Origin of the sequence: Proteus terrae subsp. cibarius (assembly GCF_011045835.1) — a bacterium.
In the GTDB taxonomy this organism is placed as follows: Bacteria; Pseudomonadota; Gammaproteobacteria; order Enterobacterales; family Enterobacteriaceae; genus Proteus; species Proteus cibarius.
The window spans coordinates 3,901,966-3,917,342 of the sequence record NZ_CP047349.1 but is presented as its reverse complement, the minus strand read 5'-3'; the positions used below and the strand labels follow the sequence as shown (position 1 = coordinate 3,917,342).

The following is a 15,377-nucleotide window of genomic DNA, read 5'->3' as shown; positions in this document are numbered from 1 at the left end:
TATTTAAGGTTATCGCCTACAATATTTGTAAAATATCCCTTTATTCTTTATCGCTATACTCGGAAGAGACATGAAAAAAATATTAGGAAGTGCTTATCTTGCACTTATTCTTATAGCCTCACTCTTTATTGTTTTTGAGAAAGTAACGTTTATTTATACTGCACTTCTTTCAGTAGGTGCTTATTTTATTCTTTTTTCTCTTTGCTTTATTTTATCTGCTCGTGTCTTATTTTCGGCTATTACCACCGGTACACTCTTCCTAATAACTAAGTTTATTAATCAGCTCAAAGTTCATTATTACAAAGAAGCATTAATGTTCTCTGATTTTGATTTGGCTTTTGATAGCTCGAATTTAGGGACATTAGGCCATTATTGGGAAGCCGGTGTTGCATTGATTGTGATGCTAATATGGCTTCTTATCAATATGTCCATCGCTTGGCGTTTTTCCCAAAAATCACGCCCAGCATTGCGTATGAGTAGCCTACTCTTAATAGTCATTGGGTTTACCACTATTCATTTCACCGTAGAAAAATGGCAAGCTGAATGGGAAGGCACTCTTCCGGGTGGACGAGGTACTGTCACTAATTTAATCATGTCTGGTTACCAAACCGCTTATCACCCTCCTTATTTCAAGGAAAATGCGGATTACTTCCTTGAACAAGCAAATAAAACCGTATTACCAGAAACACAAACAGACATAAAACCTGACATTATCGTTTTATTACAGGAATCGACAGTTAACCCTCATATTTATCAATTTAATACAGATGTTGCACTGCCTGATTTATTTATGTTCCAAAAAGATGAAGGTGTGAGTGCACAAAGCCCTTTACGTGTACAAACCTTTGGTGGTGGTACTTGGCTTTCTGAATTTTCTGTATTAACAGGGCTAAATACGGATGATTTTGGTGCGCGTAAAAATTCGGTATTCTATTTTGTTGTCGATAATCTTAATGAAAGTTTATTCCGCCAACTCAAAGCTGAAGGCTATTACACTGTCTTACTCACCCCATTTAATCGCAGTGCTTATCATGCCGGTTATGCTTATGAGCAAATGGGCGTTGATGAAATTATTCAACCACAAGAGCTTGGTTATCCAGGAACATTAGAAGAAAATCTCTGGAAAATATCGACACAAGATATGTTGGGCTACGTTGAAGAGGTACTGAAAAAACGCACAGACAAACCCTTGTTTATATTCTCATTAACCATGTATGAACATGGCCCTTATGACGAATCACACAGAGATATGTACCAAATAGCAGGTCATACAGAAAGCAGTAATGCACCGGGTAAATTTAGTCACTATATGGAAAAAATAATTACCAGTGATCCGGCAATTAAAGATTTCTCTAATTTTGTCGCCCAAAGAGAAAAACCGACAATGTTTCTCTATTTTGGTGATCATCAACCTAATATTGAGCTAAATAATTACCTGTCACCATTTACTAACCCCGCGCATATTACTCAATTCACATTGAGAGACAACCTAACGCAAGGTGCGTCACTTTCAACGGGTGAGTTAACGGATATTAGCTTCTTAGGTGGCATGATACTGGAACGTGCTCGTTTGCCATTATCTCCTTTCTACAAAGCAAACATTCAAATGCGCCATTTATGTGAAGGTAAATTAAATGACTGTGAAGACGAGAAATTAGTTAACAGTTATAAAAATTATATCTATAACAAACTTAAAGTTGCAGGTAGTACAGATAATTAATTTTTATTACCTGAATAAAAGATGATCGGGATAATAAATTCAAAAAGATAATTAATATCAAAAAGAAAGAGGCTAGATATTTAGCCTCTTTTTTATTTCAAGAAATAAACTAGCAATTATTTGCGTGTCGCGACAATCACACTTGATGCCTTCACTAGCGCTAAAACATCACTGCCTTTTACCAGTTCCATCTCTTGTAAGCTTTCATTTGTAATAACAGCTGTCAGTTCTAAACCTTTAGCTGTTTCTAAATGAACGGTAGAGTTCACCGCACCTTGTGCGATTTGAGTTACTTTACCTAAAAATTGGTTACGTGCAGAGAAATTTAAACCGCAATCAGGCAGTGCTAAAACAACCCACGGCGCTTTAATAATGGCAATTGCTTCGCCATCTTTTTTGATTTTTAAACTGTCACGGCTCTCTTTAGTAATAATTGTGGCAAGTTTTTCACCATGGGCTAAAGATAAAATCACTTCGCTATTAACGGCACCTTCAATAATATCAATAACTTTACCAACTAACTGATTGCGTGCTGAAACTTTCATTTATTCACCTCTATTCTATTATTGATGAGAGATTATATTAATAACACTGTCAAATTACTGAGATAACTTTAGCATAAATATCATCAAATAAATTATTTTTAGATCATGGCTTAAGGTTTATTTATTATTTAAAAACATAGCGTTACAAAAACATAGAGATAACAAATTACTATTAACTTATTAGTATTGAATAAGTATAAATAATTTATAAATTTATTTTTTAGCACTATCAATATAAACAAAATAGATAACTTAATGCCTTTCTGTATTAAAAGGAATTTAAGCTATCTATCATTCAAATTAACTAAATATACTTATTGTCCGTTTTGAGCAAAGGCCGCTAATAAATGTAAAGCTGAAGAATAATAATCCGTATCTTCACTTAAATCGACATCTTCAATAGGTGCTTTCATCGTTAAATCTCTCACCGCCATCATGCCGGGAGTAAGGTTATATTCAGCGCGCTCTTGAGCATCAATACTTACCCAAGCTGGGGTTTTATAACGATCAAATTGCTGCCAATACTGCACAAAAGGTTGTAGCGCTAATTCATCATGTGCCCAAGCTAAATAAAGCGGAATACGTATTGCGTCAAAGCTAAATCGTGCAGGCCATTTTTCACTCGGTTCTATCTTTCCATCTGGATATAAACTTACCCAGTCTGTTGGTAATTGATATTCACCAAATCGCATATTTCTAAGTAAAGACTGACTATCATTAATTAACACTTTCCAACGAACATCGTTACTTGTGCGGTAAAAATCTTTCCATGCAGGGAAAATAAAATAGGATGGATTAATAATAATTTCTTCTGGCGTCTTAAAACCATTAATACCGGGTAAAAGTACGGTATAACTTTTTGTCTTAATTAAAGTATGTTCCAAAATAGCGTGTTGAATAGAATCAGAAGCTGAAAGGTAACTTTCATCATTCCATTTTTCGCCAGCTTTTAATAATGCCCACGCAATTAAGATATCACCATCTGTTGCATTATTAGGATCAGGGGTATGTTCACTATTTTCAGGCTCATAACGCCACTTAAATAAGCCTAAATCGCCACGATAAAGAGAAGTGGCAGTCCAGCGCCATAACTTATTAAATGTTTCATGATCATCACTTATCACGGCCATTAACATGCCATAGCCTTGACCTTCAGAGTGTGAAATGTTTTTGTTAGCGCTGTCTATAACTCGCCCATCATCCTTAATATAGCGTTCTTTAAACTGTTGCCATCCTACTTGGGTATCTGCTGCCTGTATTGAGGGAGAAACCATAAGCAACAAACCTAAAATAAAAAAGGTGGAAAATAGAAAATTACAACGAGATAAGTGCCTAAAAGACATTGACTTTCTCTCCTGCTATTGCCGACCGCCATCTTAGTTCGGTCGGCATATTGCATATTATTTCAAGATAAACTCAAAAGATAGCAACTATCTTTTGTGCTTCACTTACTTCATCTTCTTCTATGACTTCTGTTTTGGGTAACAATGTTTTTTCACAAAAGTCCTGCATCCAAGAAGCAAATTCTTCTTTTAAGGCAGAATTATGTAGGCCATATTCAACAAAGGCTTTCATATATCCTAGCTTATTACCACAGTCATGTGATTTACCCACTAAGGTATATGCTTCAGCGACTTCTTTTTTCAATAATAAATCAATCGCATCCGTTAATTGAATTTCACCACCTACGCCAGCTGGTAGACCATCTAATAATTCCCAGATAGCTTCAGAAAAAACGTAACGGCCAACAACAGAAAGATTAGAAGGTGCATCTTCAGGATTGGGTTTTTCCACGATACGACGAATAGGAGCCCAATTACCTTGAGGACAGAAAACCCCTTCACAATCTACAACACCATATTGTTGTACTTGGCTCATTGGCACAGGCTCAACCATAATTTGGCTACGTTCTGTTTTTTCAAAACGTTTTATCATTGCTGATAAATTATCATGTTGAGGATCGCAATAGTGTGCATTTAATAAAACATCTGGCAGTAAAACAATAAATGGATTATTGCCGATAACTGGACGTGCACAGCAAATTGCATGGCCTAAACCTAAAGCATGGCCTTGGCGAATTTGAACAATTTTGACATTGTCAGGACAAATTGAGCGCACTTCTTCTAATAATTTATTTTTAATACGCTGTTCCAGCATATTTTCTAATTCAAAGCTGGTATCAAAGTGATCCGCAATTGAATTTTTAGAAGAGTGAGTCACTAAAATAATTTCCTCAACGCCTGCCTGAGCACACTCTTCAACAATATATTGAATTAAAGGGCGATCAACGATTGGCAGCATTTCTTTAGGAATTGATTTCGTTGCAGGTAACATACGAGTACCTAATCCAGCAACAGGGATAACCGCTTTCATCATAATAAAATCCTCTAATAGACATTTATCTAAAACTAATATTTAGTATTATTTTAAATTTACTCTTATATTTCATCAGGAATGCTAGATATATTTTAAAAACAGTTATCCTCTCTTCGTTAAAAAGAAATAACGTTATTTTTATATATCTTTATTTAAAAAATTCTATTTAAAACCTTTTATTTAAAATCCGGAATAAAACCCATATTTATTACCACCCATTTCTTTTATAGAATAAAGTGTTTCATCTGCAGATTTTAATAATTCAGATAATGTTTTTCCGTCTTTAGGATATTCAGCAATACCTAAACTAATTGAAGGGGTTAACACAAAATCCGAATTAATATCGATGGGCTTTTCCATTGATTTCCAAAGTGATTCTATTATTTCTAACAAAATCACAGAACAAGAACGTAATCCTTTAGGGAAAAGCACAGCAAATTCATCGCCACCAAGCCGCCCACAATAGACTTCACTATTTTCTAATTGTGACAATCGTTTTGATATTTCACACAATACTTTATCGCCTGCATGATGCCCGAATTGATCATTAATAGATTTGAATTTATCGCAATCTATAATACCAAGACAAAATGAAGATGGCTGTGAAATATTTAAGCGTTCATTTTCGATTTTTTCAACAATACTTAATCGATTAGATATTCCAGTTAATGAGTCAATATAACTTTTATTAAATAACTCGTTTCTTAGCTCTACCTTATCAGTAATATCTAAGCTAATAAACACATAGTGAGAAATTAAATTATTTTCATCAAACACAGGAATAATACTAATATCTTCCCATACATCTTTTTGTGTATCGTTATTTCTTTTGGCTTCTAATCTATATACTCCCTTATTATCATTATTACCATTTACACAATAATTAATTTGATTCTCATCAACCAAGTTAAATAAACTGTATTTTTTACCTTTTATATTTTCAAAGTGAACATTATTGAATTCACAATATTTTTCATTTGCATAAATAATGATGCCATTAATATCTGTTACTAACATCATGAAAACATTATTAGTAAATTGCTTTATTAATAAGCATTTAGAATTATCATCATTAAATATCATTTCATTCATTTTTGACCTCCTATGCTCATCAATAAAGCATATATATTATTATTCAGCTGATGAGTTATGCGCATAGCGGAAAATAAAGACATCTTTTGCATCCGTAGATTGACGATGCACTTGCATTTTGGCATTACCACCTTGATCCGTTAACCAGCCTTCATATAACCCTTCTAAAACACTGGCACTTGCAACACGCCACTGTTCATCATCTTGGCTTTGCGTAAAATGAGGCCATGCACAATGAACCAGTAAAAGTTCGCTCATTGCAGGAGATATCGTGACAAAACCCCATTTAAATAGCGTTAATACGCGATTAATATGTGATTCAAGTAATTGAATATTTTCGCTTTCAGGTAAAGGATAACGTAAGGCAATATCTTTACCTATGTTCCTTAATTTATTTCCAGCAGTAGAAATATCATTGTCATTTAAGATTTGAAAAAATAATAATTGAGTTAGATCTTGCCAGCCACTTTCAAAAGGTAATTGTAAGATATCACTGTCATGCTTATTCATTATTTGTCTCCTTAATTATTTAGACAGGAAGTCTGGGGTATATTTTAAGTGTAACCACATATTATCTTCAGCATAATCACCCGATGTATCATGCGATAAGCTGACACCTAACTCGGTTTCTTTGTTTAAATAATATTTCGCGTCTAAACCTAATCTGTAAGTAAAATTCGTTTCGTCTTCTTCTTCGTACTGAGATTTAATACGAGGATCGCTCGCATTCTTTTTATTTAATGCGTTTTGCATATAACCATGCGTTGGGAAATAATCGCTACCTTTCTGTTTGTAACTTTGTATCCCTATTGCACCATTTAATGAGACTTCACCTTTTTCAAAACGACGGGTATAAGCAACAGGCAATGAAACCGATACATAGTCTTGTGGACTAAAATAACCGCCGTGTCCTAGAGAGAAGTAGTTTTGGTTATTTCTAAAGTTCATATAATCAACATGCACACCTGCTTTGACTTCTTGTTGATCATCTTTATAGAACTTAGCATAAGAACCAATCCACGCTTTCACTTCATCATTACTCGCAACACTTTTACCTTCGTAGTTATAGAAACCACCACCAGCATAAGCCCCAACTTTTCCATCATCCCAAGCATATTGAACTTTAGCGCCGTTACGAGTTACACGGCCCCAACTTTCGCCAGTCATTGGATCAGTACGCCCCATATAAGAAAGTAGACTATCTTTTATGGCTCTGCGCTCTGCGGTCAGTGTTAATTGCCCATTTTGGCTAATTTTAGGTGAATATGTGAGGCCACCGACAACCGTTGCCGTATCTTTACCTAATGGCGTTGAGCCCACATCAAAGCTGACATCCTTGTCTGATAAACGTAGCCCTAATTCAACACCAGAAGCACGTTGGCTACCTGCTTCATCGGCATTAATTTTGTTTTTCTCGTCATGGTTATCGCTATTCTTAGCAAAGCGTTCAGCATGTTGAAGCTGTCCTGTACCAAAGCGGTTAGCTCTTTCTCCTGAAACCGAACCACTGGTCATCGAAACTGGGTTAACACTAAACTCCCAACGGAACTCTTCACCAGGTACACTTGAAATACTCATTGGTGCAGAAATTTCGGTGACGTTAGATAATCCTTTATCACCATTACGATGACGTATAGCTACACCACCTTGTACCCAAGGTGAGACTTTCTCTTCTAGCTCACGAATAGAGCGTTGAACCGATGCCATCTCTTTACGTTCATAAATAGACCCCGCAATCGTGGCATTATCACTGTCACCTAATGCTTTTAATTGGCCTGCTGAAGTTTTCAATGAGCTATCACTGTTTTGCCATTGCGCACTACGTAGCAATGTTAATGCTTTACGATTTTCACCATTTAATTGCGCAATTTGCGCGGCTTGTAATAAATAAGCCGGTTGTGAAGATGAAGGTATTTGTTGCAACAACTGCTGTGCTTTTCTTCCATCTTTCTGTGCTAATGCCACTTCAATTTGAGCTTGGATTAATTTGCTATCTTTTCCTTGCTCTTTTTCTAAGTAAGAAAGAATTTTGTTTGATTGTTCAGGCATTGATTGCGCTAAATAAACACGACTTAATGCCATTAATAAATCGGGATCATTAGGTGATGCCTTTAAAGCAACGACTAACGTGTCGTAAGCCGCTTTAATTTCGCCTTTTTCACGTAAGCTATCTGCTTGCGCAACTTTAGTGGCAACTTCTAAACGTTTTTTCTCAACAATCGGTGTTTCTTGTTGTAAAGCGGGATCATTAATCAAGCTAGATGCCTGTGTATAATGCCCTAACTCATTGAGAACGTTGATGTGGCCTGCGTAGTTACCAACCGAGCCTTTAGTGCCTTTTGCAATATCACTTTCAACTAATTGTAACGCTTCATCGTTTAATCCACTGTTAACCAATTTCTCTGCTAATTCACCCACATCATTTGGATAATCAGCAACTTGATTAATTAATGGGCGTAAAATATTACGCATAGCCACAAGGTTTCCAGCCTGACGATAATGGTCAGCTTGCGCAAGTTGGCGATGGAAACGAGCTCGTTGTAATAACTCTTTTTCAGCTTCAGTTTGTTGATTATGGCTACTTAGTAAGTTAAAAACTTTATCCCACTCTTTTTGCTCAACATAAAATAGAGATGCCACATAATCAGAATCTCTTGTTCTGCGGTTTTGTAACTGTGAAATAATATTTTTTGCACCAACACTGTCGCCATCAGCCGCCATTAGGCGTGCTAAATCAAGGTAAACCCAGTTATTTTGCGGGTTTTTACGCTGTGCTTGTAAAAGTAATTGTCTTGCTTGAACACGATTACCACTTTCTAATGCTTTTTGCGCTTCACGGCGTAATTTCTCAGAAGGGTCGGTATTCGCAGTCAATTTTTGACGCAAAGAAGCAGATTGTTGAGCCAGTAATTGTTCTGCTTTCGTATTCTGTCCTTCCTGAACTAATAAATAGTAATAAGCAGAAATCACTTTTTCATTACGGCTATTTTGCTGATAAAGCCCTGACAGCAATTGGTGGGCAGCAGGTAAATTACCTTGCTTTCGCAATAAGTCAGCTTGTAATAAATTGGCAGATAACCCTTTTTCACCTGAAGCACTGGTTAATGGCGATAATTGTTCAATAGCTTGTTGAATATTGCCTTGTTTAGCGCGTTGTTGTGCGTTGCGTAATTGCGCATAAAAACCCGCATCTTCCGCTTGTTGCTTCCATTTACTGCCTTGTTCGCCACCTGATTGCGCAGCTTGATTTAATAAACGTTGACCTGTGGTTAAATCGCCTGAACGTAATGCGATATAACCTAAACCCGCTAAGGCTTGCGCATCATTCTTATCTGACGCCAAAGCTTGCTTGAAATAACCTTCGGCTTCTTTCAATTTACCTTTGTTTAATGCGGTATAACCTGCTTGGCGTGCATTACCTTGAATAGCGCCTTGAAAATGCTCTGCAACCGCTTTATCGTTCGGGTTTGCTTGCAAATAGGTTTTGTATAACACTTCATCATCAGGACGAACATTCAACCATAACAGTGCTTGACGCAGACCTTTTTTGGCCGACTCATCACTCGAAATATTCCCTAAAATAGTTATCCCTTCACGACGAGTTTCTTCGTTATAAGTCAGTGTTAATCCTAATGCTTTTTGCGTTTCTTTATTATCAGGCATTAATGTAGCACGTTGCTTTAATCCCGTAATGGCTTGAGGCAACATTGCCGGTACACCTGCCATCGTTTGATAATATTCTAACGCCAGTGTTTCAGGTGGCTCACTGCTGACAAATAAACGTTGGTACGCTTTTATCGCTTCTTCGTGTTGCCCTTTTTTCGCTAACTCTCTGGCATATCCTAATTGTTGTTCACTAAATTGTGATGAACGGATGTTTTTTAATCCTTCAATTCGTGGATCTTGCGGTGCAATTTGCGCAAGCTTTTCTCGCCAATAAGTTGCTTGTTTTTCATTACCTTGTTGCGCAGTAAAGAATGCCATTAAATACAGCGCATCTTGATTATTGCTTTCCATAATCAAAACTTTTTGCAGTGCTTCTACTGCACGTTCATCGTGCGCTCTACCATGCCAATAATTAGCTTGTTCAATAAGAGAACTAACAATAGTTGGATCAGTTGCCGTTGTATTTGCCTCAACTGCAGTTGCTTGTACTTGGCTTGAAGCCCCTAGAATGCAACCTGCATAGATGACTTGAACGATGATATTAAGTGCGTGATTTTTCATCTCATATCCCCCTTTATTTGTCTGAACGATGCTGTGATATCTGATGTAAACGACGAGTTGAGCGACGTTGTAACCAGCAATAAGTCACGAAGCCCGTCAACGCACAAAAACCAACCGCTAAAAGACCCAGCAAATAGACGTGTCTAGAGCTATACCAAAGGAATTGTTGTAAGAAAGGTAAGTCACCTTGCGAGAAGTGTTCACCTAAATGGAAACTTTTTACGGTGTCTTTACCACTAATAAGTGTGATATCGCCTTTAATCGCCGCATTTATTTGGGCTAAATTTAAGTCATTGATAATGGTTTTTATCGAATCATTACCTTTCGCGGTAACTAACACGACAACCCTATCGCTTGCCCAAGGTGAAATAAAACTCATCATGCCACGCCAATCTTTCACTGAAGATAAGTAACTTGCAGCATCACCACTTTGAGATAAATAATCGCCAGCCATCCAACCTTTTGCTTTATCAATCAATGATTGCGGTTTGACTTCGACGTTTTTATTTAAAAACGAGAAAGCTTGTTGTGAAAAACGTGCTGGTAAAAAACCGTCACTACTTAATGAGCCAATCGCTAACACATCGTGTTGAGAGAGATTATTTTTCTCAAGCTCTTTAGCACCTAAGAAAACTGATGCATGAGAAACCGGTGTACCTGTGGCATAGCCTGATCTCGCCATTAAGTTCACTAAGGTATAAAGCTCTTCGATTGTTGGATTCTCAGGTAATAACAGTGTCGTTTGTGAAAAATCAGCACGACGACTAAATGGGAATGAAGCCCCTGAAAAATACGCCAAATTCGGCATTCTTGAATAGTGCCAAGTATTTTTAAATTGCAGCGTTGATTGCGGATCAATTTGGCTAATTAAGCCACTACCATCCGTTAAAATACAAGGAGCATCCTCAGGTTCACGTAAGTCAAAATAAAACTGCAATTGATTCTGACTGTAGATCTGACGAGGATTTAAATAGAGCGTGCTATTTTGCTGTTCACTCTCCATTCCTAGCCATTGTCTTAACATACCTAAAGGTTCTGAACGCGCTGGATACAATGCACCTAAGAATTGGTTATTCAAAGAAGCAATCAATGAAGAGCGACGACTATTTAGTTTATCCGAATGAGGGAAAACATATTTCAAATCTAAAGGCAACGCATCACCATCCCACCAAAAGAGATCAGGAGAAACACGAAACGAAAACTGATTCGGTGCATGGTTAATACCTTGACGCGAAAAGTCATCACTACCATTAGCAATTTGACCTAATGTGACGGGTTTATTAGTGTTTAACCAACGAGGGGCATCGTAATCTTTGCGCACTTCCAATGTTTGAAAAGGTACGATTAAGTGATCATTTTGTGGCAACTTGCCGTTGTTTAACGCCCATACAGCTTGGCGAAGAGATTTCTCATTATCACCACTTATCAGTAATAATTTGAAAACAGGATCGACTGGATTATCAACAATAGTTAATTGCCCACTATTTCCTGACGGTAATGTAATACCCGCGATAGTTTGTCCTGAATAACCAACTAAAACACCATCACTTTCAGGTAACTGATTCATTAAAACAGGTAAATCAACTTGCTTAATATCATGACTAAAACTGCCAAACCATGATGCAGCAATAGCTGCTGTTGTTACCTCTGCATGGTCAGGTTTATCTGACAATATGATAGGTAACGAGGTCGCTGTCATTCTGTCAGGATCAAAGAACGGTAGGGGCAATCGTTCCAGACTATACCCGCCATTAATCCAGCGACCTCGATAATCTAATGATGAATCTGGTGAAATAACCAAACTTAATCCTTCAGCCAATGGAGGGATACATTGGTTTTCATCCAATGCATCACGATTGGCTAAACGAAAACTGAGATTATTTACATTCGTCAACATCATTTCAGGGATTTCTAAAACATATTCATGCTCTTGCCCACCTTCTTCTAAAGGTAGAAATCCCATAGGTTGACCATTTAGCATTAAGTGAAGTGTTTGATCAGATTGAATTAATCCTTGAGACGCTTTCACTTTCATCGTTAATGTAGCGTTATCAATAAATAAATCGTTCGCCATATTAAACGTCACACCAGAAAGTAATCTTCTTCCTGATAACACGATAGGTGATGGACTTCCCATCTGTGCCAATGTTAATTGCTCTTCGATATTACGTGCTTCAGACAATACACCCTCTTCAAGTTGGATCGGGTTATTCGTATTTTGTTGTACTGGCGAATGTGTATAAGAAGTTGGGTCAGGTAAAAACTCCCCTCCTAGCTCTAACATTCCCGTATCTGCTTGAGAAAGATTAATACTTGCGATCGCCATCGCCGTTAGGCTTAGCATTAATGTCAGTTTCTTTTTCATGCTTAGTCATCCCCGTTAATAGATTGCACAGAGAGTGAAGCTTTTGCTTTCGTTCTTGTTGCTGGTGCTTTCACTTTTTGGCGACGACCAAAGAACAGTTCAAAAATACAACGCGTAATGCCTGCCAATTCTTTAAATGGTTTGTCTTTATAATCCGCTTGATGGATCCATGCATCAGCACGACCAAAGACAATACGCACTAATTTGCGGCGAAGATTTAAATCAATAGGCAAGAATTCAAGACGTAGTTGATTGCTTTCTAAACTCACCATATCAACAGGAACAGTAACTTCATCTCGTTGTACATTCAGAGTGATTGACGTGACATTACGTTGGCGAAGTTCAGACATCTTATTCACGGCGATGCGAACGCCCCCCATTGAAATATCTTCAGTGGTTGTCGTTAACTCAGCGCCATCATCAAAATGTAAGGTAATAGGGAGAGATGCATTGATCCGTGTATGCTTACGAATTTGTCGAGTCTCTTTACCTACTGCAATAGAGGCAAGAATAATAAATAAACTATAAGTTGCCCAAGTCAGGTTTAAAACAATTACTAGTGGATCAATGCCTTGGAAGTCATTTAATAGGTAACGAACAATAACCCATGAAATCCCAGTGATAAGAAGAAGTGCAGTGATGATTAATGGACGCACAGTGAGGTAATCCATATAGCTTTTATCAAGCAAATCACCTTTATCTGTTACGTTAAATTTACCTAATTTTGGTGAAACTAAGCTCAGCAAAGTTGGTAACACCAAACTAAATGCCATAACGGTTTCATAAATTTCGCCCCAGAAAGAGTAACGGTATTTACCGATATTTTTCGAATTTACATAAACCGACATGATTAAGTGTGGTAACGCATAAGCAAATATCATGCTGGCGGATGAAGCGATAATATTGAGGTTAAATAACATAAACAGTAACGGTGCAGTCAAGAAGATGATACGAGGTAAACCGTACTGAAAATGGAGCATGGCATTGAGATAACATAAACGCTGAGGGAATGTTAAACCACGACCTAACATTGGATTATCGACACGGAATATTTGCGTCATCCCTCTAGCCCAACGGATACGTTGGTTAACGTGTAATGCTAAACGTTCTGTTGCAAGACCTGCGGCTAAAGGAATATCAATAAATGCAGAGTTCCAACCTAAACGTTGTAATTTAAGCGCGGTGTGAGCATCTTCAGTTACCGTTTCAACAGCAATACCACCGATTTCTTCAAGAGCACTACGACGCATAACAGCACATGAACCACAGAAGAATGTCGCATTCCAGTTATCATTACCACGTTGAACAGGGCCATAGAAAAGTGCGCCTTCATGGGGTGCATCTTTAGCGGCACTTAAGTTACGTTCAAATGGATCTTGTGAGTAGAAATAGTGCGGTGTTTGTATCAGTGCTAATTTAGGATCTTCAAGGAAGCTACCAACCGTTGCTTGCAAGAAAATACGTGTTGATATGTGGTCACAATCAAAAACACAGATTAACTCACCGTCTGTTAATCCCATTGCATGATTTAAGTTACCCGCTTTAGCGTGATCATGAACTTCACGTTCAATGTAAGTTACACCAACATCACCAGCGAATTGTTTAAATTCTTCACGGCTACCATCATCCAATATATAAACTTTCATTTTATCTTGTGGATAATCGATAGCTTGTGCAGCTAAGACGGTATCACGTACTACATCCAAACTTTCGTTATAGGTTGGAATATAAATATCAACAGTCGGCCATTGAGAAACATCTTTAGGTAACGGTGCTATTTTTCTATTTAATGGCCATGATGTTTGGAAGTATCCTAGGACTAATATTATCCAAGAATAAATTTCAGCCATAAATAAACCACTACCTAAAACAGCCTCGATAGTTGTATTAAAATTTAAGGTATTTGTTGCGCGCCAATAGAGATAACGCGTTGACATCAACAATGAAATAAAAACCATTGTTAACAATCGTTTTTTTGATTTTTTAAAACCGATAACAAATAACAGCAATATATTGATAATACCGAATATATATTGTTGTTCGGCGCTCATTGGCATAACAATGAGTGAAAACATTGTTATCAATAGAAAAGCCGTAATTAATGTTTTAAATATTTTATTCATAAACCTATACCTTTGTCATCGCCATAGATATTTTCTTAAGACAAAGGCACCCCATCGACATTAATAAACATCGAAAAGAAATAAACCTATCTTAAAAAATAAAATAACAATGGCTAAAGATTGACACCAGTCAATATTATTTATTTACACAAAGAGTTTTTCTTATTTAGATTAGACAGAGGCAATAAATGACAATATATCTTTTAATGATATATTTTCATGAGCATGAGCTCTATCCGTTTCGTTGCTATCAAATATTTTATTATCTGCTAACAAATTTTGCTTACTCTTAATTAAATTGTCTTTCTTTGCTTTAACAACTAAAGCATCCTGGCGATAAGAAGGGATAGACGATGAAGTAACAGGCTGTTTTGGTTCGTTTTTCACAACAAGTGAAGTTTCAGAAAACGTATTATTACTTAAATTACTAATTTTATTATTATCTTCTTTATTTATAACTACTGGTTCTATTTTATTATCAACATCTTGTATTGTAGAGGAAGAAAACTCCTGAAAAGCAAAGGCATCTTCCTGAAACTTATCTTTTAGGTTACTAATATCATCATACATAGTGTGGCCCCTTTAATAACAGTACTCTAAACCTTGTTCAATAATTTGATGCTCATCCAAAATAAGGAAGAGAGAACCTTATAGATAATTTTCACAACAAGTTAAAAATATATCTTTATAAATTCATATTTAAACTCTCATTAAATCATCAATTAATGAACATCAACTATGTAGGGTAAAATAATCTTATAAATACCAACTTATTTAATTACAAATAAACATCATCCGATTAAGAGCAATGATTATTTAAATTAAATTGTATAATTATTTTAATGAAAAATACAACATCAAAAAAAGTGTAAAAAGTAAAACAGTACTCATTTTTACTTTATAAAAATAAGTATTTTTACTTAACTAAA

10 protein-coding genes are annotated in these 15,377 nt (G+C 36.5%); 1 reads left to right on the top strand and 9 read right to left on the bottom strand.

Features of this window, described 5'->3' with window-relative positions:
• The first annotated feature begins 70 nt into the window (after nucleotides 1-70).
• Nucleotides 71-1,720: an LTA synthase family protein gene (locus tag GTH25_RS17890; RefSeq protein ID WP_099659551.1), complete on the top strand. Its 1,650-nt coding sequence runs from the start codon at nucleotides 71-73 to the stop codon at nucleotides 1,718-1,720.
• Nucleotides 1,721-1,836: 116 nt separating this feature from the next.
• Here the strand turns inward: GTH25_RS17890 and GTH25_RS17885 are convergent, their stop codons facing one another.
• The 9 genes from GTH25_RS17885 to GTH25_RS17845 form a co-directional block, all read right to left on the bottom strand.
• Nucleotides 1,837-2,265 carry a TOBE domain-containing protein gene (locus GTH25_RS17885; RefSeq protein WP_164530783.1) on the bottom strand — a complete coding sequence of 143 codons (429 nt, stop codon included), beginning with the start codon at nucleotides 2,263-2,265 and terminating at the stop codon, nucleotides 1,837-1,839.
• Between the two features lie 314 nt (nucleotides 2,266-2,579).
• A complete protein-coding gene (locus GTH25_RS17880; RefSeq protein WP_164530782.1) occupies nucleotides 2,580-3,608 on the bottom strand; it encodes a family 8 glycosyl hydrolase in 1,029 nt (342 codons plus the stop codon).
• Between the two features lie 73 nt (nucleotides 3,609-3,681).
• Nucleotides 3,682-4,641 carry a UTP--glucose-1-phosphate uridylyltransferase GalU gene (gene galU / locus GTH25_RS17875; protein ID WP_223672818.1) on the bottom strand — a complete coding sequence of 320 codons (960 nt, stop codon included), beginning with the start codon at nucleotides 4,639-4,641 and terminating at the stop codon, nucleotides 3,682-3,684.
• Nucleotides 4,642-4,821: 180 nt separating this feature from the next.
• Nucleotides 4,822-5,733: a sensor domain-containing diguanylate cyclase gene (locus GTH25_RS17870; protein WP_075673738.1), complete on the bottom strand. Its 912-nt coding sequence runs from the start codon at nucleotides 5,731-5,733 to the stop codon at nucleotides 4,822-4,824.
• Between the two features lie 39 nt (nucleotides 5,734-5,772).
• Entirely contained in the window at nucleotides 5,773-6,243 is a 471-nt protein-coding gene (gene bcsD / locus GTH25_RS17865) for a cellulose biosynthesis protein BcsD (RefSeq protein ID WP_075673739.1), read from the bottom strand.
• 15 nt (nucleotides 6,244-6,258) lie between these two features.
• Nucleotides 6,259-9,960: a cellulose biosynthesis protein BcsC gene (locus tag GTH25_RS17860; RefSeq protein WP_164530781.1), complete on the bottom strand. Its 3,702-nt coding sequence runs from the start codon at nucleotides 9,958-9,960 to the stop codon at nucleotides 6,259-6,261.
• Nucleotides 9,961-9,973: 13 nt separating this feature from the next.
• Nucleotides 9,974-12,325: a cellulose biosynthesis cyclic di-GMP-binding regulatory protein BcsB gene (gene bcsB, locus GTH25_RS17855; protein ID WP_075673741.1), complete on the bottom strand. Its 2,352-nt coding sequence runs from the start codon at nucleotides 12,323-12,325 to the stop codon at nucleotides 9,974-9,976.
• 2 nt (nucleotides 12,326-12,327) lie between these two features.
• Complete coding sequence (bcsA, locus tag GTH25_RS17850; protein ID WP_075673742.1) at nucleotides 12,328-14,448, bottom strand: UDP-forming cellulose synthase catalytic subunit; 2,121 nt, start codon at nucleotides 14,446-14,448, stop codon at nucleotides 12,328-12,330.
• Nucleotides 14,449-14,619: 171 nt separating this feature from the next.
• Nucleotides 14,620-15,018 carry a hypothetical protein gene (locus GTH25_RS17845; RefSeq protein ID WP_075673743.1) on the bottom strand — a complete coding sequence of 133 codons (399 nt, stop codon included), beginning with the start codon at nucleotides 15,016-15,018 and terminating at the stop codon, nucleotides 14,620-14,622.
• Nucleotides 15,019-15,377: the final 359 nt, after the last annotated feature.